The sequence below is a fragment of the Aeromonas sp. Y293-4 genome (assembly GCF_027705905.1).
GTDB classification, from domain to species: Bacteria; Pseudomonadota; Gammaproteobacteria; order Enterobacterales; family Aeromonadaceae; genus Aeromonas; species Aeromonas veronii.
The window spans coordinates 144,796-166,233 of record NZ_JAPDCI010000003.1; the positions used below are offsets into that span (position 1 = coordinate 144,796).

General features: G+C 59.1%; 17 protein-coding genes, 1 tRNA gene and 1 riboswitch. Of the genes, 13 read left to right on the forward strand and 5 right to left on the reverse strand.

Annotated features, from left to right (window positions below; translation table 11 throughout):
- Window positions 1-99: 99 nt before the first annotated feature.
- Window positions 100-175, forward strand: a tRNA-Ala gene (locus tag OKC31_RS04615).
- Window positions 176-344: 169 nt separating this feature from the next.
- Here OKC31_RS04615 and OKC31_RS04620 read toward each other — a convergent pair.
- Window positions 345-2,528 carry an ExeM/NucH family extracellular endonuclease gene (locus tag OKC31_RS04620; protein ID WP_247823325.1) on the reverse strand — a complete coding sequence of 728 codons (2,184 nt, stop codon included), beginning with the start codon at window positions 2,526-2,528 and terminating at the stop codon, window positions 345-347.
- A gap of 293 nt (window positions 2,529-2,821) precedes the next feature.
- Window positions 2,822-2,904, forward strand: a riboswitch (cyclic di-GMP riboswitch).
- Between the two features lie 149 nt (window positions 2,905-3,053).
- On the opposite strand from OKC31_RS04620, the gene OKC31_RS04625 reads away from it, so the two are divergent.
- Together OKC31_RS04625 and OKC31_RS04630 are read left to right on the forward strand one after the other, a co-directional pair.
- A complete protein-coding gene (locus OKC31_RS04625) occupies window positions 3,054-6,050 on the forward strand; it encodes a glycosyl hydrolase family 18 protein (RefSeq protein ID WP_270656469.1) in 2,997 nt (998 codons plus the stop codon).
- 139 nt (window positions 6,051-6,189) lie between these two features.
- Window positions 6,190-7,134: a chemotaxis protein CheV gene (locus OKC31_RS04630; protein WP_247823324.1), complete on the forward strand. Its 945-nt coding sequence runs from the start codon at window positions 6,190-6,192 to the stop codon at window positions 7,132-7,134.
- A 182-nt stretch (window positions 7,135-7,316) separates the two neighbouring features.
- Here the strand turns inward: OKC31_RS04630 and OKC31_RS04635 are convergent, their stop codons facing one another.
- A complete protein-coding gene (locus OKC31_RS04635; protein WP_123172479.1) occupies window positions 7,317-7,928 on the reverse strand; it encodes an arylesterase in 612 nt (203 codons plus the stop codon).
- Between the two features lie 56 nt (window positions 7,929-7,984).
- On the opposite strand from OKC31_RS04635, the gene OKC31_RS04640 reads away from it, so the two are divergent.
- Window positions 7,985-8,680, forward strand: a complete 696-nt coding sequence (locus OKC31_RS04640) for an ABC transporter ATP-binding protein (protein WP_040066770.1) — start codon at window positions 7,985-7,987, stop codon at window positions 8,678-8,680.
- 36 nt (window positions 8,681-8,716) lie between these two features.
- Complete coding sequence (locus tag OKC31_RS04645; RefSeq protein WP_247824207.1) at window positions 8,717-11,164, forward strand: ABC transporter permease; 2,448 nt, start codon at window positions 8,717-8,719, stop codon at window positions 11,162-11,164.
- A gap of 126 nt (window positions 11,165-11,290) precedes the next feature.
- Here OKC31_RS04645 and OKC31_RS04650 read toward each other — a convergent pair whose 3' ends face one another.
- Window positions 11,291-12,196: a TIGR01777 family oxidoreductase gene (locus OKC31_RS04650; protein ID WP_247823323.1), complete on the reverse strand. Its 906-nt coding sequence runs from the start codon at window positions 12,194-12,196 to the stop codon at window positions 11,291-11,293.
- Window positions 12,197-12,448: 252 nt separating this feature from the next.
- Between OKC31_RS04650 and OKC31_RS04655 the strand changes: the two genes are divergently transcribed.
- Window positions 12,449-13,978 carry an EAL domain-containing protein gene (locus OKC31_RS04655; RefSeq protein WP_247823322.1) on the forward strand — a complete coding sequence of 510 codons (1,530 nt, stop codon included), beginning with the start codon at window positions 12,449-12,451 and terminating at the stop codon, window positions 13,976-13,978.
- Between the two features lie 73 nt (window positions 13,979-14,051).
- On the opposite strand, the gene OKC31_RS04660 is transcribed toward OKC31_RS04655, so the two are convergent.
- Complete coding sequence (locus tag OKC31_RS04660) at window positions 14,052-15,233, reverse strand: aminotransferase-like domain-containing protein (RefSeq protein ID WP_204383970.1); 1,182 nt, start codon at window positions 15,231-15,233, stop codon at window positions 14,052-14,054.
- Window positions 15,234-15,582: 349 nt separating this feature from the next.
- Here OKC31_RS04660 and trmB point away from each other — a divergent pair, with 349 nt between their 5' ends.
- From trmB to OKC31_RS04690, 6 genes are all read left to right on the forward strand, one after another.
- Window positions 15,583-16,296 carry a tRNA (guanosine(46)-N7)-methyltransferase TrmB gene (trmB, locus tag OKC31_RS04665; protein ID WP_005335228.1) on the forward strand — a complete coding sequence of 238 codons (714 nt, stop codon included), beginning with the start codon at window positions 15,583-15,585 and terminating at the stop codon, window positions 16,294-16,296.
- A 48-nt stretch (window positions 16,297-16,344) separates the two neighbouring features.
- Complete coding sequence (locus tag OKC31_RS04670) at window positions 16,345-16,677, forward strand: YggL family protein (RefSeq protein WP_005348158.1); 333 nt, start codon at window positions 16,345-16,347, stop codon at window positions 16,675-16,677.
- 122 nt (window positions 16,678-16,799) lie between these two features.
- Entirely contained in the window at window positions 16,800-17,720 is a 921-nt protein-coding gene (gene glsB / locus OKC31_RS04675; RefSeq protein ID WP_005348151.1) for a glutaminase B, read from the forward strand.
- Between the two features lie 29 nt (window positions 17,721-17,749).
- On the forward strand, window positions 17,750-19,045 hold the full coding sequence (locus OKC31_RS04680) for a sulfurtransferase (RefSeq protein WP_040066781.1): 1,296 nt from the start codon (window positions 17,750-17,752) through the stop codon (window positions 19,043-19,045).
- A 203-nt stretch (window positions 19,046-19,248) separates the two neighbouring features.
- Window positions 19,249-19,458 (forward strand): YgdI/YgdR family lipoprotein, encoded by a 210-nt coding sequence (locus OKC31_RS04685; protein WP_005335219.1) that lies wholly within the window; start codon window positions 19,249-19,251, stop codon window positions 19,456-19,458.
- Window positions 19,459-19,625: 167 nt separating this feature from the next.
- On the forward strand, window positions 19,626-20,027 hold the full coding sequence (locus OKC31_RS04690; protein ID WP_005335217.1) for a DUF2541 family protein: 402 nt from the start codon (window positions 19,626-19,628) through the stop codon (window positions 20,025-20,027).
- Between the two features lie 83 nt (window positions 20,028-20,110).
- Here OKC31_RS04690 and mog read toward each other — a convergent pair whose 3' ends face one another.
- On the reverse strand, window positions 20,111-20,641 hold the full coding sequence (gene mog, locus OKC31_RS04695; protein WP_021229718.1) for a molybdopterin adenylyltransferase: 531 nt from the start codon (window positions 20,639-20,641) through the stop codon (window positions 20,111-20,113).
- Between the two features lie 393 nt (window positions 20,642-21,034).
- Here mog and OKC31_RS04700 point away from each other — a divergent pair, with 393 nt between their 5' ends.
- Window positions 21,035-21,370 carry a DUF3135 domain-containing protein gene (locus OKC31_RS04700; protein WP_236351087.1) on the forward strand — a complete coding sequence of 112 codons (336 nt, stop codon included), beginning with the start codon at window positions 21,035-21,037 and terminating at the stop codon, window positions 21,368-21,370.
- The last annotated feature ends 68 nt before the right edge of the window (window positions 21,371-21,438 follow it).

Genomic DNA, 21,438 nt, shown 5'->3' on the forward strand with positions numbered 1-21,438 from the left:
TATAGCTCAGCTGGGAGAGCGCTTGCATGGCATGCAAGAGGTCCGCGGTTCGATCCCGCGTAGCTCCACCAAATTCTCCTCGAACAATCTGGAATCAAAGGGGTTATAGCTCAGCTGGGAGAGCGCTTGCATGGCATGCAAGAGGTCCGCGGTTCGATCCCGCGTAGCTCCACCAAATTCTTGTTACAAGAAGCAAAAGGCCACCGCATCGCGGTGGCCTTTTGTTTTCTCCATCATTTATTTTCTCCATACGTCCGCGCCTTTCATTTGTAAATCCAATGACCTGAATGAAAAAGCCCGCGAGAGTCGCGGGCTTTGCTTGCACTATTCAAATGCGCCTGTGGTTAACGGCGACGTCGCCAGGCCAGCGGTAACAGGGCCAGCAGGCCGAGTCCCAGTGCACCACCGCCTGAGGAGGTGTCAGGTTTGGTGGCATCGCTCTCCAGTCTCAGGTCGACGATGATGGGATCATGGTCGGATGCACTGAAGGGGTTGTCAGACTTGAGCAATGTGCCGGTGTACTGGCTGCCGTATTCGAACAGGGAGCTCTCGAAGGAGTTGATGTGCCAGTCGGCGACACCAGCCACCTTGCTGGCCAGCGCCGGGTTGGCGAGGGCATAGTCCAGGGTGCCCAGCTCCCCGTCGTAGCTGTAGGAGATGGCTTGCTCCTTGTTGAATTTGACGTTGAGATCGATCAGGCCGTAGCTGCGAGTCACTTCGCGACCGAGCTGTTCATAGGAGTGATCACCGATAAAGGTGTGAGAGGCCGATACGATCTTCCGCTCGCTGGTGGCCGGGTTGTAGTCGGTCAGTACCCGGATCGGATCTTCCTTGGCGTAGGAGTTGAAGTCGCCCACCAGCAGCACCTGGCCCGGCAGTTTGCTGACCGCCTCACCCAGCACCTTGGCGGTAGAGACCCGGAACTCGGTGCACTTGCCCTGCAGGTCGGTCGGTTCTGTCTTGCCATCGCCATTTTCGTAGCAGCCTGACCCCTTGGATTTGAGATGGTTGACCACCAGCGTCAGCGGCTCCTTGCTCTTGGCGAGGGTGAAGGTCTGAACCAGCGAGTCGCGCTGACCGGCTGTCTTGGCCACACCACCAGTGGTGTAGCGCTGCTCCGGCAGCTTGATGACGCTGGCATCTCCGCTGGGGGTGAGCAGGGCAGGACGGTAGAGCATCGCCACCATGATAGCGTCACCGCCGAAGAACTTGCCATCGGTAAGGGCTGTGACCGGCAGACGCACATAGGCGTAGTGTTTGCTCGCATCCTTCTGCTGTTCGTTGAGGCGGGTCACCAGATTGTGGAGGGCCGAGTTATCCTCGAAGCCGTTGTTCTCCATCTCCATCAGGCCAAGCAGATCGGCATCCATTGCGGTGATGGCATTGACGATCTTGGTGCGCTGCTTCTCGAACTCGGGTTGGCTCTTGGCACCCCGGTTGCAACCTTTGGCGTTGTCGGCATCCGCCTGATCCTTGCACAGGATATTGAGTGCGCCGCCAATGCTGGAGTGGCTGGTGAAGTAGTTGAGCACGTTGAAGCTGCCGATCCGCAGATCGCTGCCAGCGAGGCGAGCCGGCGCGTCTTGACGATCCTCTTCAGGGCTGCGCAGCAGGGCGCCGGCAGTCAGGGTGACATCGCTCGGTACCACCAGACGGAAGGCATCCTTGTTGTAGACGATCACTCCCTCCAATCCATTTAGCTGATCACCAATGCGCAGATATCCCTGATCGGCATCCCAGCTTGGGAACCAGGGCAGTACGCCATCCGGTGCTTTGTAATCAGACTCAACTACCAGACGGTTGCTGCCATTTTTGGTGGCCAGCGCGACAGCGTCCGCACTGTTGGCAACATGAAGTTGGGTCGGTTTGATCAGCGGGGTGTTGTGGGCCAACTCTACGTTGTTGCGATAGACCTTGTAGTCGAAGCCGTAGTTGCGGGTCAGGTGCAGGTCACTGCTGCTGTCGAGACGTACCCGCATCCCTTCGTGGCGATTGAGTGCCTGCGCCAGCGTCTCCCCTTCATTGACCTGCAGTACGCTGGTCGGCACATTCAGCCCTTGTGCGGTGACTTGCAGGCGGGCTTTGCTGGATTCGAAGGTGGGCTTGAGCTGGGTGCCGCCGTAATACTCCTCGACCTTGGCTTCGAGGCAGAGTTCAGACCCCGGTTTGATGTCTTTATATTTGGTCGCGAAGTCCTTGTCGTTCAGATAGACAAAGATGCCATCAGAGGTGGCCGGATTGCCATCGCCCACCGGGTCGGTCAGATAGAACCCCTTGGTCAGGCTTTGGCCCAGCGTCGTCACGATACCGCGAACGTTGAAGGTGCCCGGGCTGATTTTGCCGGTCACGTTACCGTTCTTGTCGGTCACGGTCTGGGTAGCCAGCGCGCTGGCGGAGCCTGTACCCTGAATGGTCGGGATGGGGGTGAGTTGAGCCGGATCGGACGGGCAGACAAATGCCGCATGGGCGCCTGAGGATGCAAGTGCCAGCCCCACGGCCAGCGACAGCAGGGTACGAGTACCTTTCATAGGTGTTCCTTTTTTATTTTTGCCAGTGATTCCATAGCCTTGGCTCGTTGACCAAGGGCGCGCATTGTCACATTTCTGGCATGTCATACCAGTGAGCCAACGCACATTAAATGAATCTGGGAAGGTGCGGGAAAGCGTTTTTATGATCCCAGTAACGATATGATTTTTTTGATAATTCAATCAATTTTAACCCTGTGATCATGACGCTTTCGTGGCAGGGGATAATTCTCTTTGAGAATAAAGATTGAGGGGATCTTGTCACCTTCCTATACTGGGTTCGTTCCTCACGGAACCCAGGTAAAGGGCAAACCGGCAGTGATGCCGGGGCGCAATGCTTCCGGTCTCGATCGTGGATCCAGATAGCGGGGTTTCCCTGGGTGAGGGGTGGTTTTTGTGGCAGGTCCATTGCCCGTTGTCTGCGCCCATCATGCAGGTTGCGATTGTTCTTTGCCTTGGTGACCAATGCCAAGACAAAACAAGGAAGATAACAATATGCAACAGCTCTTCAGACCCAGCAGGCTTGCCATGCTGGTCGCCCTTGCGGCTGCGCCCGCCTGGGCTCAGGCCGCTCATCCCGCCTATAAATCCGGTACTGCCTACAAGGCTGGCGATATCGTCAGCAACGTCGGTGCCTTCTACGAGTGCAAAGAATTTCCCTATTCAGGCTGGTGCGGGGCATCCCCCTATCACTATGAGCCGGGGGTAGGTGTGGTCTGGGCCGATGCCTGGAAGCCCTATGGTGGCGAGGCGCCTCCTCCTGCACTCGGTGTGGCAGTCAGCTCGCCGGCTGTAGGTGCCAGCTTCAACGAAGGAGCCAGCGTGGCGCTGGCGGTGAGCCTGAGCGGCCCGGTAACGGCCTTGGCCCGGGTGGAATATCTTGTCGACGGCACGCTGGTCGCCACGGCGAGCGCCTCGCCCTGGAGTGCCAGCTGGAGCGCCGCCGGAGTGGGGGGCCATACCCTCAAAGCTCGCGCGCTGGATAAAGATGGCAAGGTACTGAGCGAGGCGGATTCGAGCTTCAACGTCGCCGCCGTGGTCGCGCCAGAGGCGCCCAAGGCGAGCATCAGCAGCCCGGCCAATGGAGCCAAGGTGACCCTGGGTCGCAGTGTGGCGGTGAGCGGTAACGTCACCGATGCCAACAACGATGTGGCCAAAGTCGAGCTCTATGTCGACGGCAAGAAGGTGGGCGAAGATACCACTGCCCCCTGGCAGGTGAACTGGACACCGGATGCCAAAGGCAGTGCCGCCCTCAAGCTGGTGGCCACTGACAAGACCAATCTGAGCGGTGAGTCGGCGGCGGTGACCGTCAATGTCGAGGAGGCCGCGCTGCCGCCCACCGGTGGCAACCTCTCTTGTGACATTCGCCAGATCTATCGTCCGGATGGTTACGAGTGCATGGGGGATGACCATGCCCGTCGGGTTATCGGCTACTTCACCTCCTGGCGCACCGGCAAGAACGGCCTGCCCGCCTATCTGGTGAGCGATATTCCATGGAACAAGATCACCCACATCAACTACGCCTTCGCGGCGGTGGATGAGCAGAGCCACACCATCAAGGTGGACGATGCAGCCACCAAGATGACTTGGGATGGCGTGCCGGGTGCCGAGATGGATCCTGAATTCGCCTACAAGGGCCACTTCAACCTGCTGTCGAAGTACAAGAAGCAGTATCCGGACGTGAAGACCCTCATCTCGGTCGGCGGCTGGGCCGATACCCGCGGTTTCTACACTGCCACTACCAAGGGTGACTGCTCGGTCAATACTGCCGGTATCAACACCCTGGCTGACTCGGCGGTGAATTTTATCCGCCAGTACGGTTTTGACGGGGTCGATATCGACTACGAATACCCCACATCGATGAAGGATGCGGGCAATCCCAACGACTTCCCGCTCTCCAACCAGTGCCGGGCCAAGCTGTTTGCCAACTACGAGGTGCTGATGAAGACCTTGCGGGCGCGGCTCGACAACGCCGGTAACGAAGATGGCCGCAAGTATATGCTGACCATCGCCTCACCGGCCTCGGCCTATCTGCTGCGCGGGATGGAGAACTTCCAGGTCACCCAATATCTCGACTACGTCAACCTGATGACCTATGACTTCCACGGCGCCTGGAACCACTTTGTCGGTCACAACGCGGCCCTGTTCGACAACAATGCCGACCCCGAGCTCTCCCACTGGGGCGTCTATACCCAGACCCAGTTTGGCGGCATCGGTTACCTCAACGCCGCCTGGTCTGCTCACTACTTCCGCGGTGCGCTGGCGGCTGGCAAGATCAACGTTGGCGTGCCCTATTACACCCGCGGTTGGCAGGGGGTGAGCGGTGGCAGTCATGGGCTGGGTGGCAAGGCAGCCCTGCCGAGCCAGAACGAGTGCCAGCCGGGCACAGGTGGCAGCACCATTCCGTGCGGCAACGGGGCGGTCGGCATCGACAACATCTGGCATGATCTCGACAAGAACGGCAAAGAGATCGGCGGTGGCGCCGTGCCCATGTGGCATGCCAAGAACCTGGAGAATGCGGCCAGCCTCGGCATCACGACTCTGCCCAGCTACGGCACGGCCTGGGGTCTGGATCCCAACAATCCGGCTCACGTGATGCAGGGCAAGTATGTGCGTTACTACGATGACAAGGCCCACGCGCCCTGGCTGTGGAACGAAGAGAAGAAGGTGTTCCTCTCAACCGAAGATGAAGAGTCCATGGGCCACAAGCTGGACTACATCATCAAGCGCGGTCTGGGTGGCGTGATGTTCTGGGAGATGGCGGGTGACTACGCCTTCGATCCGGCCAAGAACGAGTACGGCATGGGCAGCACCCTGACTACTCTGGCTTACGAGAAGTTTGCCAAGGCAACTCCGTACAACACCAAGCAAAACGATCTGGCCGCGCCGAGCGCCCAGCTCGACATCCAGGTCAGCCTCTCCGGCTTTAAGGAAGGGGACTCCAACTACCCGATCAACCCGAAACTCAAGCTGGTCAACAAGTCGACCCAGACCATTCCGGGCGGCGCGCGCATCGAGTTTCTGGTGCCCACCTCCACCTCTGACACCATCACGGATCAGAGTGGCATGGGCCTGAAAGTGGTGGAGAGCGGTGGCAACGACAACTCGGAAGGCATTGCCAATGAGAGGGACTTCCACAAGGTCGCCATGAACCTGCCGGGCTGGCAGACTCTGGCACCGGGGGCCGAGATTGAAGTCGCCATGACCTACTACCTGCCCGCCGCTGGCGTGCCGAGCGGTATGCGCATCATCAGCGGCAGCCAGACCATTGGTCTCAAGGCCGAGTTCCCGACCCTGCCGGAGGCCGTGCTGGGCTCGGGTGGTGGCGAGAATCCGGGTACCAGCTGCAGCAGCCAGAACGTCAATCCGGCGGCCTACAAGGCCTATCCGAGCTGGCCGCAGGGCGATCATGCCAATGGCGGCGATCGCATCACCCATAACAAGGTAGTGTGGCAGGCGAACTGGTGGACCAGCAGCGAGCCCAAGGCAACCGATGGCAGCTGGAAGTCTGTTTGTAGCTATTGATTTTAAAATCAATGAGATAAGTGAGGCTTCGGCCTCACTTTTTTTGTCTGGTTGGTCGCTCTGGTTGAAAATGCGCCTGCCTTTCCTGGCGGGCAGCCTCTATAATAGAGTCGATTAATAATCAGATGGATATCAGCGTATGGCGAGTATATTGGATTCCGTTGATCAACGAACTCAACTGGTGGGTGAAAACCGCCTCGAGTTGTTGATGTTTCGTCTCGGCACCCGTCAGATGTTCGCCATCAACGTCTTCAAGGTACGGGAAGTGGTCAAGTTGCCCCATCTGAGCAAGATGCCGGGCTCCCATCACAATATCAGCGGGGTGGCCAATATCCGCGGCACCTCGATTCCGGTGATCAACCTGCGCAGCGCCATCGGTATGCGCCCCATGCCCATCGACAGTGAATCCAACCTCATCATCACCGAGTACAACCGCACCATTCAGGGCTTTCTGGTGGGGCAGGTGGCCAACATCGTCAACATGACCTGGAAGGATATACTGCCGCCGCCGCGCTCCGCCGGGCGCGCCAACTACCTCACTGCCATCACCCGCATTCCCGAAGATGGAGTGGAGCAGATCGTCGAGATCATCGATGTGGAGAAGGTGCTGGCGGAGATCATCACCTATGACATCCGCATCTCCGAAGAGGTGCTGGACCGGGAGATCCTGCCCGAGATGCATGGACGCAAAGTGCTGATCGTCGATGACTCCAGCACCGCCCGCAATCTGGTGCGCGAGACCCTGGGTCAGCTTGGGCTCGAGGTGATCGAGTGTCTGGATGGTTTGCAGGCGCTGACCCTGCTCAAGGGGTGGTGCGATGCTGGCAAGAAGGTGACCGACGAGATCCTGCTGATGATCACCGATGCCGAAATGCCGGAGATGGACGGCTACCGCCTGACCCACGAGGTGCGCAGCGATCCGCGCATGTCTGACCTCTTTATCACCCTCAACACCTCCCTGAGCGGCAACTTCAACGAAGCCATGGTCAAGAAGGTGGGGTGCGACCGCTTTATCTCCAAATTCCAGCCCGACTTGCTGGTCGGCGTGGCGCAGGAGCGGCTGCGTCAGGTGCTGAAAAGCTGAGAAGCTGCCTGCCGGTTATGCTAAATCAATAACAACACATCCCGCTTCGGCGGGATGTGTTGTTATTGGGTATTGGCGATGGATTGGGTGAATCAAGGTGCCACGCAGAGATCGTCGACTGCCCAAAACATCCGATTTCGGCGGGATGCTTGGTTATGGGATATTGGCGATAGACTGCGGGCTTATTGGCTGAGCAGCGGCTCCATAAAGCGGGCAACTTTATCGCGGATTTGGGGCTGGGCCGCCGGGGTGGGATGAATACCATCGTTCATCATAAGTTCAGGGCGCAGCGCAATATCATCCATAAAGAAGGGCAGCAGGGGCAGATCGTTAGCCTGGGCCAACTCGGGAAAGATCTGTTCGAACTGGCGCAGATAGCGGGCACCGTAGTTGCGGGGCAGCTGGATTTGGGTCAACACCACACGGGTCTGCTGCTCCTTGGCGAGCGCGATCATGCTGGCCAGATTTTGGCGGGTAATGGTCGGTGCGAAGCCGCGCAGGCCATCGTTGCCCCCCAGTTCGATCAGCAGCCAGTCCGGCTTGTGCTCCTTCAGCAGAGCGGGCAGACGGGCCAGCGCCCCTTGTGTCGTTTCACCGCTGATGCTGGCATTGAGCAGGGTGTGTTTGCCCCCCTCCTCCTGCCATTTCTGGCTGAGCAGGGCGGGCCAGCTCTGCTCAACCTGCATCTGATAGCCGGCGCTCAGGCTGTCTCCCAGCACCAGCAGGGTCTGGGCCTGAGCCGACGAGAGCAGGCTGCCGAGGCCAACAAACAAGGCAAACAGAATACGCACCATCAATTCAACTCCCGCTATGGATTGTCATCAAGGGATTGGAACAAAGGATACAGAGCATGAGTTCAACCCCCATTATTGTCGTCAAGGGCCTCGGCAAATCGGTTCGCCTCGGCCAGGAAAGCCTCACCATCCTTGAAGGGATCGATCTGCAAGTCAATAGCGGCGAGACGGTGGCACTGGTCGGCGCCTCCGGCTCCGGCAAGTCCACCCTGCTGGGGCTGCTGGCCGGGCTCGATCTGCCGAGTCAGGGGGAGATCGAAATCCTCGGCAAATCCTTGGGCGAGCTGGATGAAGAGGGGCGGGCCCGATTGCGCGCCGAGCAGATCGGCTTTGTGTTCCAGTCGTTCCTGCTGCTCCCGACCATGACGGCGCTGGAGAATGTGATGCTGCCCGCCGAGCTGCGCGGCGAGCGGGATTGTGAGCCAAGAGCTCGCGAGCTGCTGGCCGCGGTCGGGCTTGGCGAGCGGTTGCACCATCTGCCGCCACGGCTTTCCGGCGGTGAGCAGCAGCGGGTGGCCATCGCCCGCGCCTTTATGACCCGTCCAAGCCTGCTGCTGGCGGACGAGCCGACCGGCAACCTCGACAGCAAGACCGGCGAGAAGGTGATAGAGCTGCTGTTTGAACTCAATCGCAAGCACGGCACCACGCTAGTGGTGGTAACCCATGACCATCAGCTGGCCGAACGCTGCCAGCGGCAACTGGTCATGACGGCGGGTCGGCTGGATCGCGAGGTGGCCCATGATGTGGTGTAACGGGGTGAGCTGCGGGTCAGGTGGGAGATGCAAGGGATGATGCAGTGGCGATTGGGATGGCGACTGCTGCGCCGGGAAGGTTTCAGCGGCGAGCTGCGCTGGTTTGTGCTGGCGCTGGCCCTGAGCGTGGCGTGTGTCTTGAGTGTGGCATTGGTGGCGGATCGGCTCGATGCCGGACTCAAGGCGTCGGGCCGCGACTTTATCGGGGCGGATCGGGTGCTGCGCACCGCCGCTGCTCTGCCGGATGGTTGGCTGGAACGAGCTGAACAGGATGGCTTGGCGGTGCAGACCACCGTCAGCTTCAACAGCATGCTGTTTCATGGCGATGCGTTGCAGCTTGCCTCCATTCGGGCGGTGCCCGATGGTTTTCCCTTCTACGGCAAGCTCACTCTGGAACCTGCCCGCGCCCCGGCTCCCGGCGAGATCTGGCTCTCCTCCCGGGTGATGCAGCTGCTTAAGGCCAAAACGGGGGATGAGCTGGAGGTAGGCAATACGGTGCTCAAGGTGGCAGGCCTGCTTGGCGAGGAGCCGGATCAGGGCTTCAGCCCCTTCCTGCTGGCGCCGCGGGCGCTGATCCACAGTGCCGATATCGAGGCGACCGGCGCTCTGCTCCCGGGCAGTCGCCAGCAGTGGCGCTATCTGTTCAAGGGGCCGAGAGAGTCGCTGGCCCGTTACGAGCAATGGTTGTTGCCGCAATTGCAGGCCGGACAGAAGTGGATCAAACCGGATGACAGCGAATCCCAAGTGGGTCGCTCGCTGGCCAATGCCGAGCGTTTCTTCCGGCTTGCCTCGTTAAGCGGGGTGTTGCTGGGGGCGTTGGCGATGGGGATTGCTGTGCGCCACTTTGCCGAGCGCCAGACCAATATGGTGGCGCTGCTCAAGACCCTGGGGGCATCTCGTCGCTCGCTCTGGCAACTGATGGGAACCCTGCTGCTGTCGTTGACGCTGATCGGTGCGTTGCTGGGTCTGGTGGCGGGCACAGCCATGCAGTGGATCACCTTGCAGCTGCTGGGGGACCTGCTGCCGCCGGATCTGCCGCCCCCCTCCTGGCGTCCCTTTGCGCTGGGGGTGGCGGTGGCGCTCTTTATCACCCTGCTGCTCGCTTTTGTGCCCTTCTTGCGGCTGCTGAAGGTGCCGCCGCTGCGGGTATTGCGCCGGGAGCTGGAGGCGGGGATTCCCCCCTGGCTGGCCCTGCCGGTCGGCCTGTTCGGGCTGTTTGCGCTGGTCTGGGGCTTTACCGCCGATGTACGGCTGGCGCTGGGTCTGGTGGGTGGCATGGGCTTGCTGATGGGGCTGCTGGCCCTGCTGGCGGCGCTGATGTTGCGGCTGGGAGCAAGAGTGAGCGGGCCTCATGCCTTGCGGCTGGCGCTGGCCCACCTGTCGCGCGAGCGCAGCAGCGGCCTGTTTCAGCTGGCGGGCTTTGCGCTGGCGCTGATGCTGTTTGGCTTGCTCTGGTCGGCCCGGGTCGATCTGCTGGATGAGTTTTCGGCTCGTCTTCCCGTCGATGCGCCCAACCGTTTTCTGGTCAATGTGGCCGAGAACGAGCGGGAGGGGATCCTGAGCGAACTGGCGGCAGCCGGGGCCACCACTTCCGATTTCTATCCCATGGTGCGTGGCAGGCTGACCCATATCGCCGGTGAGGCGGTGGGCGAGGGGGCCAGCAGTGGCCGCGAGGGGGTCGATCGGGAGCTCAACTTCACTACCACGGCAACCCTGCCAATCGACAACAAGCTGGTGGCCGGGAAATGGCTCGCTGGGCCCGGCGAGGTGTCGGTGGATAGCGAGCTGGCCAAGCGACTCGATATCAAGCTGGGGGACATGCTCGCCTTTACCATCGAGGGGCGCAGCTTTGGCGCCAGGGTCACCAGTTTGCGCAGCATCAAGTGGGACAACATGCGCCCCAACTTCTACATGATCTTCTCCGAGGATCTGCTGGCACCCTTCTCCCGTACCTGGCTTGGTAGTTACCGATTGCCCGAGGCGGGGCGCTCTGCCGAGGTGGAGTTGATCCGCCGCCACCCCACGGTGAGTCTTATCGATGTGGATGACCTGATTGCGCGGCTCACTCAGGTATCGGAGCAGGTGAGCCGGGCGCTGGCGCTGATGTTGGGGCTGGTGACAGTGGCCGCGCTGCTGGTGCTGCTGACCCAGACCCAGGCCAGCATGGCTCAGCGTCGGCGCGAGCTGTTGCTGATGCGCACCCTGGGTGCCAGCAGCGATCTGCTCAGGAAGATGCTGCGCTGGGAGCTGGTGGCCAGTGGTGCGCTGGCGGGGCTCTGTGCCGCCATGGTGGTGGAGCTCTGCTCCTTTGGCCTGCAGTGGTGGTGGTTCGAGGGGCTGTGGCAGTTCCACTGGGCCATCTGGCTTGGCCTGCCGACGTTGGGGGCACTGCTGGTGACGCTGGCGGGGCAGGGGATGCAGCGCCAGCTGCTGGCTGGCACCCTGAGCGATCGGTTGCGGGGTCTGGGGCAGGGACTGTTGTAATACCGCCAGCGCGAGCCGATGCCACAGAGTGCAATAGCGCAGCCACAATAAACAAGCAGCCCGGCCATTGGTCGGGCTGCTTGTTATGCGAGGTGCTGACGAGCGGACGCAGCGAGCAGGTATGAGTTAGCGGGGCTCGCGCAGCAGATTGGTGAGGGCGCTCGGCAGCTCGGGATAGCTGAAGTGAAAACCGGCCTGTTGCAGCCGCGCTGGTATCACCTTTTGTCCGGTCAGCAGCAGATCGGCCGCTTCACCCATCACCAGTTGCAGCAGGGGGGCGGGCACGAAAAAGAGGTGCGGGCGGTGCAGCGTGGTGGCAAGGGTCTGGCTGAACTCCCGGTTGCTGACCGGATGGGGGGCGGTTCCGTTGAAGATGCCGCTGCACTCCTCGTGTTCCAGCAGGAACAGCATGGCGCGTACCAGATCCTGCACATGGATCCAGCTCATCATCTGGCTGCCCGATCCCATAGGGCCGCCGAGTCCGAGTCGGTAGGGGGGGAGCATTTTGGGCAGGGCGCCGCCATCCATGCCAAGCACCAGCCCGATCCGCACGATACAGACCCGGGTTTGGCGGTTCTGGGCCTCTTGCGCCAGGGTCTCCCACTGCTGGCAGAGCTGGTGGGTAAACTCGTCGTTGGGAGAGCGGCACTGCTCGTCGAGGGTTTCGGTGCCCTGTCTGCCATACCAGCCGATGGCGGAGGCGTTGATCAGCACCTTGGGCGGCGTGCTGGATAGCTTGATGAGATCCACCAGCTGCTCGGTCAACAGCCAGCGGCTATCGCAGAGCAGCTGTTTGCGCGACTCGCTCCAGCGTCCGGCGGCGATAGGTTCACCGGCCAGATTGATCACCGCGTCCACGTCATTGAGGTCATCAAGCCGGTCGAGGTTATCCAATACCTTGATATCGTGGCCGAGCAGGGAGTAAGCGCGGCTCCCCTGCCTGCTCAATACCACGACCTCGTGATTGACCTTGAGATGGGCAACCAGCTTGCGGCCGATAAAGCCGGTCCCTCCGGTAATAAGAATCTTCATCGCTGCATGCTCCTGCTGCCGTTTGCTCAACTTTAATGGTGTGGCTTCCCTTCAACAAGTGAGACGTGCTTCGGGAGTTTTCTGTTTGACGTTTGTTAACTCTATCCTCTTCTTACGACATATTGTTGAACAATAGTCTGAATTGATTGATTTTTGTTGGGTGGACATTTGTTGAACAATCGCTATTATGGCGACCCTTTTCGCCTGTCCACCGAGGCTGTCACCCATTATCCGAGCATCAAAGAGGCCGCCATGCCATTTCGTCGTTTGAAACTTCGCCAGCTTTACTCGAGGATTCTGCTGGCGCTGCTGATGGGGGGCGGGATCCTGCTGCTGGGGGTTGTTGCCGTTATCTGGCAGACGGTGACGGAGATAGAGCGTGATGCCGATTCACGGTTGCAGCATGCCCGGATGATGTTTGATCGCACCATCGGCCATGCCCGGCAAGCGGCCATCAATGTGGAGGGGATGCTTGGTCACTCCTGCAAGGAGGCGGCACAACTGCTGCGCGAACAGGTTGCCACTGTGCCCGATGTCCGTTCCGCCAATCTTGCCGTAGGCAGCCACATCTATTGCACCTCGCTCTATGGTGACTACGATGGCCCCTTCACTCTGAACAACTATGTGGATGGCAGGCTGCAACTGCTGCCAGGCAATGAGGTCACACCGGATCGCCCCTTGATCGTGCTGCGTCATGAAACGGACAAGGGGAGTGTGCTGATCGGTGTAGATGGCTACTACCTGCGCAATACCCTGGAGATCTCCAGCAAGAACTCCCCGATGGCTCTGGTGGTGGGGCAGAGGGCTCTGTTTGGTTCAGGCCAGGTCGGGGCGGCGCCCTCTCCGACAGAAGAGGGTTATATTGCCCTCGCTTCGGCCGATTTCCCCTATCAGGTCGTCACCCGGGTCACGGTACATGACTACTGGAGCCACGCATGGCGCTACTCCAGATATACCTTGTTCCTCTCTCCGCTGCTGGCGCTGCTGATTGGATTCGGCACCTTCAGGCTGATGGGGCGTAGCAGCTCACCAGCGGAAGAGCTCAAGCGGGCGTTGATCGAAGAGGAGTTTATCCCCTATCTGCAGCCGGTGGTCTCCGGTGAGGATGAGCAGTGGCGTGGCTGTGAGGTGCTGATGCGCTGGCAGCATCCCAAGCAGGGGATGATCTCGCCGGATCGCTTTATTCCGCTGGCGGAAGATAGCGGGCTGATCGTGCCCATGACCAGCCTGTTGATGGCGCAGGTGCGCGATCACTTCTCCCCTTATGCCCGCAAGTTGCCGGCAAAGTTTCATTTTTGCTTCAATATCAGCGCCAGGCACTTTCAGGATCTCGACCTGTTGGCTGACTGCAAGGCGTTTCTTGACGCATTTAAAGACAATCCCGTTGATTTGGGGCTGGAGCTGACCGAGCGTGAACTGCTGGTGGCTGATGAGACAACCGCTCAGATGTTTGCCGAACTGCGCAAACTGGGCGTCTTGATCTCTATCGATGACTTTGGCACCGGTCACTCCAGTCTCACCTATCTGCAACAGTTTCAGGTCGATGCACTCAAGATTGACCGGAGCTTTGTGGAGATGATCGGCACGGATGCACTCTCCAGCCATATCGTTGAAAACGTGATTGATCTGGCGAAGCGACTTGAATTGATCCTGATCGCGGAGGGGGTCGAGAAGCAGTCGCAGGCGGACTACCTGCGGGCGCGCCACGTTGACTATCTGCAAGGGTATCGTTACAGCCGTCCCATTCCGATGAAGCAGTTTTGCAAGACCCTATTTGGCTGAACGGTTTAATGGGGAGCATAAAAAACCAGCGATCGCTCGCTGGTTTTTTGTTGATACCGTTTGGCTTGGGCGTTCAGAGCATGCGCTGGAGGGCGCGGGCCAAGCGTTTAACCCCCTCCTCGATGGTCGCTTCATCGACGCAGGAGAAGCTCAGGCGCAGGGTGTTCTTGATCTCGGGGCGCACGTAGAAGGGGGCGCCGGGTACGAAGGCCACTTTCTCTTTGATCGCCTCGTCAAACAGCGCCATGGCACTGATGTGGGCTGGCAGGGTCAGCCAGAGGAACATACCCCCTTCCGGTCGGGTGTAGCTGACGCCGGGCGGGCAGTGACGGGCCAACGCGGCCTCCATGGCAGCGCGCTGACGGCCATAGACCTCCTTGATCTTCTCCAGATGGGCGTCAAGGGAGTTATCCATCAGGAAGCGGTGCAGCACCTGCTGGCTGAAGGCGTTGCTGTGCAGGTCGGTCGCCTGTTTGGCGATGGTCACCTTCTTGCGCAGCCACTCCGGCACCAGCATCCAGCCCAGCCGGAAGGCGGGCACCACGGTTTTGGAGAAGGAGCCGAGGAGCACGGTATTGTTCGGCGCCAGCTTGGCAATCGGGGGCAGATGTTCACCTTCGAAGCGCAGCTCGCCGTAGGGATCATCTTCCACCATCAACAGCTCGTGGCGCACCAGTCGCTCGGCCAGTGCCTCGCGGTTGGCACGGCTATAGGATACACCGCTCGGGTTCTGGAAGTTGGGCACGCCGTAGAGCAGTTTGGCATTGGATCCGCTTGCCAGCAGCGCATCCAGCGCAGCCAGATCCAGACCCTCTTCTCCAAGGGTGATCGGCTTGAAGGTGGGCTGGTAGACAGAAAAAGCCTGAATGGCGCCAAGGTAACCCGGCTCTTCGATGATGAGATCCTGCCCCTCGTCGATCAGCACCTTGCCCAGCAGATCCAGCGCTTGCTGGGAGCCGCTGGTGATGAGGATGTTGTCCGGATTGATCTGCATGCCGTGGCGGGCCAGATAGCGGTCGGCAATGTACTGGCGCAGCGGAGCATACCCTTCGGTCGCTGCATATTGCAGGGCGGCAGACCCCTGTTCGCGCAGCACATCCTGACAAGCCTGATCGATCGCCTTGACCGGAAACAGGTGAGGATTGGGCAGGCCGCCGGCGAAGGAGATGATCTCCGGATTGGCGGCAACTTTGAGGATTTCACGGATAAAGGAAGGCTCGACCTTCTCGAAGCGCTGGGCAAAAAACGGCTGCATAGGCAATTCTCTCGGCATGTGGGCGGTCGCTCCATTCGACCGCCAGGTTATCCGTTTGTATCAGATTTCAGAAATGAGGCAATGATTGTCACAAAAATCGCCAAAAAAGGGCTGGAACGACTCTACTGCGGATTATATTGGACGGTTAGTCGGTGTGGTGATGCCAGTGAGGGAGCAGGGAAGTTGATGGCCGGAATATTTGTTGCGCGAAACACTTGCGCCTTGGGCCTATCTTGGGATAATTCGCTCCCCTGTTTTCGCGGGTCGATGAAATGCCGAGCCGCGAGCGGTCCCGCTCGGGATCGGACACAAGATGTATTACCCGGATTGATGAAATAACGAGACCATTATGCCTGTGACCCAAGATGTATTTAACGAAGACGGCAAGTTCATGCGCAAGATCCGCAGCTTTGTCCGTCGCGAAGGCCGCCTGACCAAAGGGCAGGAGAAGGCCCTGGAAGAGCTTTGGCCGGTCATGGGCATCGATTTTGAGCCAAAGCAGCTCGATCTGGTCGCGCTGTTTGGCCGTGAAGCACCTGTGGTGCTGGAGATCGGCTTTGGCATGGGCGCCTCTCTGGTGGAGATGGCCAAGAATGCCCCCGAGAAGAACTTCATCGGCATTGAAGTGCACTCCCCGGGCGTGGGCGCCTGTCTGGGTACCGCTCAGGAAGCGGGCGTCACCAATCTGAAGGTGATCTGCCACGATGCGGTGGAAGTGCTGGAGCACATGATCCCGAACGGCTCACTCTCCTGCCTGCAGCTCTTCTTCCCGGATCCCTGGCACAAGAGCCGTCACCACAAGCGTCGCATCGTACAGCCTGCGTTTGCCCAGGACATTCGCCAGAAGCTGGCCATCGGTGGCGTGTTCCACATGGCGACCGACTGGGAAAACTATGCCGAGCACATGCTGGAAGTGATGAGCGCCGCCGAGGGTTACGAGAATACCTCTGCCACCGGTAACTGGGTGCCTCGTCCGGACTGGCGTCCGCTGACCAAATTTGAACAACGTGGCCACCGTCTCGGCCACGGGGTTTGGGATCTGATTTTCAAGCGTGTCAGCTAAGCTGGCACGTCAACACACCTAGCGTATCAACTAACTTGAGGAGCTATCATGGCCAATCGTAGCCGCCGCCTGCGCAAGAAACTGCGCGTCGATGAATTCCAGGAAATGGGTTTCGACATCAGTTTCAACTTCCCGGTCGGCACTGCCGAAGAGACCATCGATGCGGTAGTCGATGCGATGATCGATGAGGTTGTTGAACCCCGCAAACTGGCTTTTGCCGGCTCCGGTCACCTGGCCTGGGAAGGGATGATCTGCACCCAGCAACTGGGCAAGTGTACCGAAGAAGACCGCGCTGCCGTCAAATCCTGGCTGGAAGGCAAGGGGATGGAAGCCGTGGTCGTTACCGAACTGTTCGACCTCTGGTACGGTGAACCGGCCTGATACAAGGCTGCCGCATCTGGCGCCTTGTTGTGGGTAACTGAAAAATCCCGCCGCTGGCGGGATTTTTGTCAGTGGGGATGGGATCTCCACCGCTGTTTTAGTCATGGAATCGCTTATTGCTTATGGTGTTGTCATCCGAATTACTGGCCAGCATCCTTGAAGAGGTGCGCCCGTTGCTGGGACAAGGCAAGGTGGCCGACTACATTCCGGCACTGGCTCAGGTACCGGCCGATCGGCTTGGTATCGCAGTCTGTACCGTCGAGGGGGAGCTGTTCACCGCCGGTGACGCTTTTGAACCCTTCTCCATCCAGAGTATCTCCAAGGCCCTGAGCCTGACCCTGGCACTCACTCTCTATCAGGAGGAGGAGATCTGGGCCCGGGTTGGCAAGGAGCCCTCCGGCCAGCCCTTCAACTCGCTGGTTCAGCTCGAGTTCGAGCAGGGGATCCCCCGCAACCCCTTTATCAATGCCGGGGCGCTGGTGGTGAGCGATCTGCTGGAGACCCGCCTCACTGCGCCGCGTCAGCGTACCCTCGAGCTGGTGCGCCGCCTTTCCGGCAATCCGGCCATCATGGCGGATCAGGTGGTCGCCCGCTCCGAATATCAGCACTCTGCCCGCAATGCCGCCATCGCCTATCTGATGAAGGCCTATGGCAACTTCGAAAACGAAGTGGACAAGGTGCTGCAAAGCTACTTCAATGCCTGTGCCATTCGCATGAGCTGCGTCGATCTGGCGCGGGCATTCATCTATCTGGCCAACCGTGGTGTGCCACTGGGCGAGAGCGTGCCGCTGCTGCCCGCCCGCACCACCAAACAGGTCAACGCCCTGCTCGCCACCTGCGGTCTCTATGATGAGGCGGGCGATTTTGCCTATCGTGTCGGCATGCCGGGCAAATCGGGTGTCGGCGGCGGTATCATCGCCCTGATCCCGGGCGAGCTCTGCGTCTGTGTCTGGTCGCCCGAGCTCAACAAAGCCGGTAACTCGCTGGCGGGCACGGCAGCGCTGGAGCTGCTGGCCGAGCGGCTGGGTCGCTCCATTTTTTAACCTTGTTCACTATGAATCGAGAAATCACCATGAAACGACATCTTCGCTTCCTGCAGGCCGCGCTGGCGACCTTACTGCTCTGGTGTGCCCTGCCCGCCGTGGCAGGGGAGTTGCCACCGCTCTCGCTGGCCGATGCCAAGGCCAAACAGGCTGTCATCCTGGATACCCGCGCCAGCTACTTCTATCAGGGGTGGCCGATGGAAGGGGAGAAGCAGGGCGGTCATGTGGCGGGCGCCGAGAACCTCTCTGCCGAGTGGAAATACAGCGATGAAGAGTGGCCAAAGGCCCTCGAGATCAAGGGACTGAAGGCCGATCGTCCGGTTGCCCTCTACGGTGCGTCCCGCGAAGTGGCCGAGGTGGCCCGTCTGCTGCGCAAGCAGGGGATCAAGCAGCTGTTCGAGCTGCAAGGGTGGCAAGCCGCACCGCGCGAGTCGTTGGCACGCTGGCAGCAGCTGGTCTATCCGCGCTGGTTGGCGGATCTGCAAGAGGGCAAGCCGGTTGCCGCTGCGCCCAAGGGGGACTGGAAGCTGTTTGAAGTGGATTGGGGTTCACCCAAGGCCTACCTCATCAGCCACATCCCGGGGGCCGGTTATATCGATACCAACAGCCTCGAAGAGGAGCCGCTGTGGAACAAGGTCTCTGACGAAGCGCTCAAGAAGCTGCTGCTGGATAACGGCATCCGTCACGACACCACCGTCATCCTCTATGGTCGCAACACCATGGCGGCTGCCCGTGCCGCGCATCTGATGATGTATGCGGGGGTGGAAGATGTGCGCCTGCTGGACGGTGGTCTGGATGCCTGGTTTATCCAGCACCTGCGCACCGAAACCGGTCTGCCCAACAAATATGAGCCGGTGAAGGAGTTTGGCGTGGCCATTCCCGCTCACCCCGAGTACTACACCACGTTAAGTCAGGCGAAAGAGCTGCTCAAGCAGCCCGATAGCGCACTGGTCAGCGTGCGTACCTGGGACGAGTTTGTCGGCAACACCTCAGGTTATAGCTACATCAAGCCGAAGGGCGATATCCCGGGGGCCAAGTGGGGTCACGGTGGGGTGGATGCCAATAGCATGAGCGATTTCCACAACCCGGACGGCACCATGAAGCCGGCCCGCGAGATCCTCGCCATGTGGGAGCAGTGGAACATCGAGCCGACCCAGCAGGCGGCGTTCTACTGCGGTACCGGCTGGCGCGCCTCCGAGGCCTTCTTCTACGCCTGGCTGATGGACTGGAAACAGATCAGCGTCTACGACGGCGGTTGGTACGAGTGGAGTTCCGATCCCAAGAACCCGACCGTGACCGGTGAGCGCCAGCCTGCCAAGTCATGATTGCGCTCTTGCGCTGAAAAGAAGAGGCCGGACAGAGATGTCCGGCCTTTTTCATTGCGCTCGCCACCCGGCCAGATAGCGAGGCTAAGTCGCTGATTATTGACGGCGATCCCGCTTTGCTCATCCCGCCATCCCGTGCCGTGCTATTGAACTAGGCTTCAAGAAACATCCTCGTGGTGAGGATGATCGCAGAAGAGGCCGCAATGAAAAAACTGATGATGATCCTGGTGTGCGCCCTGGGGCTGGTGGCATGCAGCTCCCAATACATCATGAGCACCAAGGATGGCAAGATGATCACCACAGAGAGCAAACCCAAGCTGGACGAGAGCACCGGCATGTATCGCTATTACGATCATGAAGGGCGCGAGGTAATGATCAAGAAAGATGACGTGACCCAAATCATGGAGCGCTAAGCGCTCTCTTGCCGCAAGGGCCGCTATCTGCGGCTCTTCTCTTTTTGCCGAAAAGTCGCGCTGTTTTCTCTGTTTATCCCCGCACATTCGCAGCAAATTCAGCCGTGATACAGCTTCCGTTATGGTTTAACCCTTATCATCACACTCCATTTTTTATTGGAGGTGTTATGTCCTTGATGTCTATCTGGAATTCCCGTTTTTCTGCACGCAGCTTGCTGGGTGGTGCCTTGCTGGTGGTGGCGTCAGCCAGCCATGCCGGTGACGATCAGTTCACGCTGGGGCGGACTATTTTGCTGGGAGCCGGTGATCATGGTGCGACAATACCTTTGGTGGTTTGCCGTCAGACCAAATATATCAAGGTGAAGGCGGAGCGTGATTTGACCCTGGATCGGGTGGTGGTGACCTATGGTGGTGATCGTACCAAGACCATTCGTTTCGATCGGGAAATGAGCAGTGATAAAGAGACCGAGTGGAAATCACTGGGCTCGCGCCGTTGTGTGAAAAAAATCGAAGTGTACGGTAATTCAGAGCGCAGCAAAGCGGGCGTAAAAGTATTCGGCCGCAAATAATTGATGCGGTTTTTCTGCGCAGACAGATGAGTTAAAAATAATGGCGAGCCTTGGCTCGCCATTATTTTTTATGGTCGGGTTCGCTATTTTTTCGGCCGAAACGGCTTGATGACAGTTTCATCGCACTCGAGATACGGCCCTTCCATCAAATCGATACAGTAGGGGATGGCGGGGAAGACTGCATCCAGACATTCGCGGATTGATTTGGGCTTGCCTGGCAGATTGACGATCAGGGTATCGTCCCGCAGCCCGGCAGTCTGGCGCGATAGAATGGCAGTCGGCACAAACTTGAGGGATTCGGCCCGCATCAGCTCGCCAAAGCCAGGCATCATGCGATCACATACCGCCTCGGTCGCTTCCGGCGTGACATCCCGCTTGGCCGGACCGGTGCCGCCTGTGGTGACGATGAGACAACACTGCTCCTCATCCGCCAGCTGGATCAGGGTCGCTTCAATCAGCTCCTGCTCATCGGGGATCACCTGATAGACAGGTTCCCACTCCGAGGTCAGATAGGCGTTCAGGGTGTCGATGATGGCCTTGCCGGAGAGGTCTTCATAGATGCCCGCGCTGGCGCGATCGCTGACGGTGACGATACCGATTTTTGCCTTGCTCATGGTTTGCTCTTGAATGTCCGATAAAAGTGGCAATTAAAATAACATAATCAGTGAGATATGTTAAACCGTCAGGAGATGACGCGGGTCGGTGAGGGAAGAATAAAGTGTCGAATGAAGCAAAATAAGGCCACCCGGATTTTTATTTGCAATAAAAAACAGAAAATCACAACCTAAAATGTATAAGTGTTTTATCTCGCCTGAATTAAAAACAATCGCTTGTTTCCAAACACAATTAAAATAGATAGACACCCTCGTAGTGACCATTGTCCGGTTTAGTCGCCAGTGGATGGATTGAACCCTTTTTAGCCGCGTCGTATATACAGATTTATATGGCTGGGACGTGATGGTGTGGTACCGCAGTGTGTTGCCAGCAATAGTCGCCAAGGAGGGCATATGGAGTTGCCTGATTTTGACACCCTGAAGGAGTTGGCTGCGAGTGAGCCCTCCCGGCTGGATGCGATTCTGGAGCAGCAGATCGACCAGTTGATGGCCCGTGCGAGCCCCGATCAGCAGCGCCGTCTGCGCGGGTTGCAGTTCAAGATTGATGGTCAGCGCCGTCTGGCGAAAAACAATCTTGATAGCTGTATTCGGATTACCAACATGATGCGGGAATCTTTTTATTTGATGCGCAGCGAAATGAGCCAGTTCAGAGAAGAGGGGGACCATCCGCCTGAAAGCGATGGCAGTGGTAAAATAATCCATCTGGCGGACTATCGACGTCGTAAATAATCTGCAATAACCCCCTTGGTTGATATTTCAGCCAAATCGGTGAGGCCATAATAAAGGGAGTTGCTGGC

Excerpts from the sequence above, each read along its gene's own strand:
- glsB (WP_005348151.1), top strand. The coding sequence starts at position 16,800 with ATGGTGTTGTCATCCGAATTACTGGCCAGCATCCTTGAAGAGGTGCGC.
- OKC31_RS04680 (WP_040066781.1), top strand. The coding sequence starts at position 17,750 with ATGAAACGACATCTTCGCTTCCTGCAGGCCGCGCTGGCGACCTTACTG.
- OKC31_RS04660 (WP_204383970.1), bottom strand. The coding sequence starts at position 15,233 with ATGCAGCCGTTTTTTGCCCAGCGCTTCGAGAAGGTCGAGCCTTCCTTT.
- OKC31_RS04645 (WP_247824207.1), top strand. The coding sequence starts at position 8,717 with ATGATGCAGTGGCGATTGGGATGGCGACTGCTGCGCCGGGAAGGTTTC.
- OKC31_RS04655 (WP_247823322.1), top strand. The coding sequence starts at position 12,449 with ATGCCATTTCGTCGTTTGAAACTTCGCCAGCTTTACTCGAGGATTCTG.
- trmB (WP_005335228.1), top strand. The coding sequence starts at position 15,583 with ATGCCTGTGACCCAAGATGTATTTAACGAAGACGGCAAGTTCATGCGC.
- OKC31_RS04635 (WP_123172479.1), bottom strand. The coding sequence starts at position 7,928 with ATGGTGCGTATTCTGTTTGCCTTGTTTGTTGGCCTCGGCAGCCTGCTC.
- OKC31_RS04700 (WP_236351087.1), top strand. The coding sequence starts at position 21,035 with ATGGAGTTGCCTGATTTTGACACCCTGAAGGAGTTGGCTGCGAGTGAG.
- OKC31_RS04630 (WP_247823324.1), top strand. The coding sequence starts at position 6,190 with ATGGCGAGTATATTGGATTCCGTTGATCAACGAACTCAACTGGTGGGT.
- OKC31_RS04670 (WP_005348158.1), top strand. The coding sequence starts at position 16,345 with ATGGCCAATCGTAGCCGCCGCCTGCGCAAGAAACTGCGCGTCGATGAA.
- OKC31_RS04640 (WP_040066770.1), top strand. The coding sequence starts at position 7,985 with ATGAGTTCAACCCCCATTATTGTCGTCAAGGGCCTCGGCAAATCGGTT.
- mog (WP_021229718.1), bottom strand. The coding sequence starts at position 20,641 with ATGAGCAAGGCAAAAATCGGTATCGTCACCGTCAGCGATCGCGCCAGC.
- OKC31_RS04685 (WP_005335219.1), top strand. The coding sequence starts at position 19,249 with ATGAAAAAACTGATGATGATCCTGGTGTGCGCCCTGGGGCTGGTGGCA.
- OKC31_RS04690 (WP_005335217.1), top strand. The coding sequence starts at position 19,626 with ATGTCCTTGATGTCTATCTGGAATTCCCGTTTTTCTGCACGCAGCTTG.
- OKC31_RS04650 (WP_247823323.1), bottom strand. The coding sequence starts at position 12,196 with ATGAAGATTCTTATTACCGGAGGGACCGGCTTTATCGGCCGCAAGCTG.
- OKC31_RS04625 (WP_270656469.1), top strand. The coding sequence starts at position 3,054 with ATGCTGGTCGCCCTTGCGGCTGCGCCCGCCTGGGCTCAGGCCGCTCAT.
- OKC31_RS04620 (WP_247823325.1), bottom strand. The coding sequence starts at position 2,528 with ATGAAAGGTACTCGTACCCTGCTGTCGCTGGCCGTGGGGCTGGCACTT.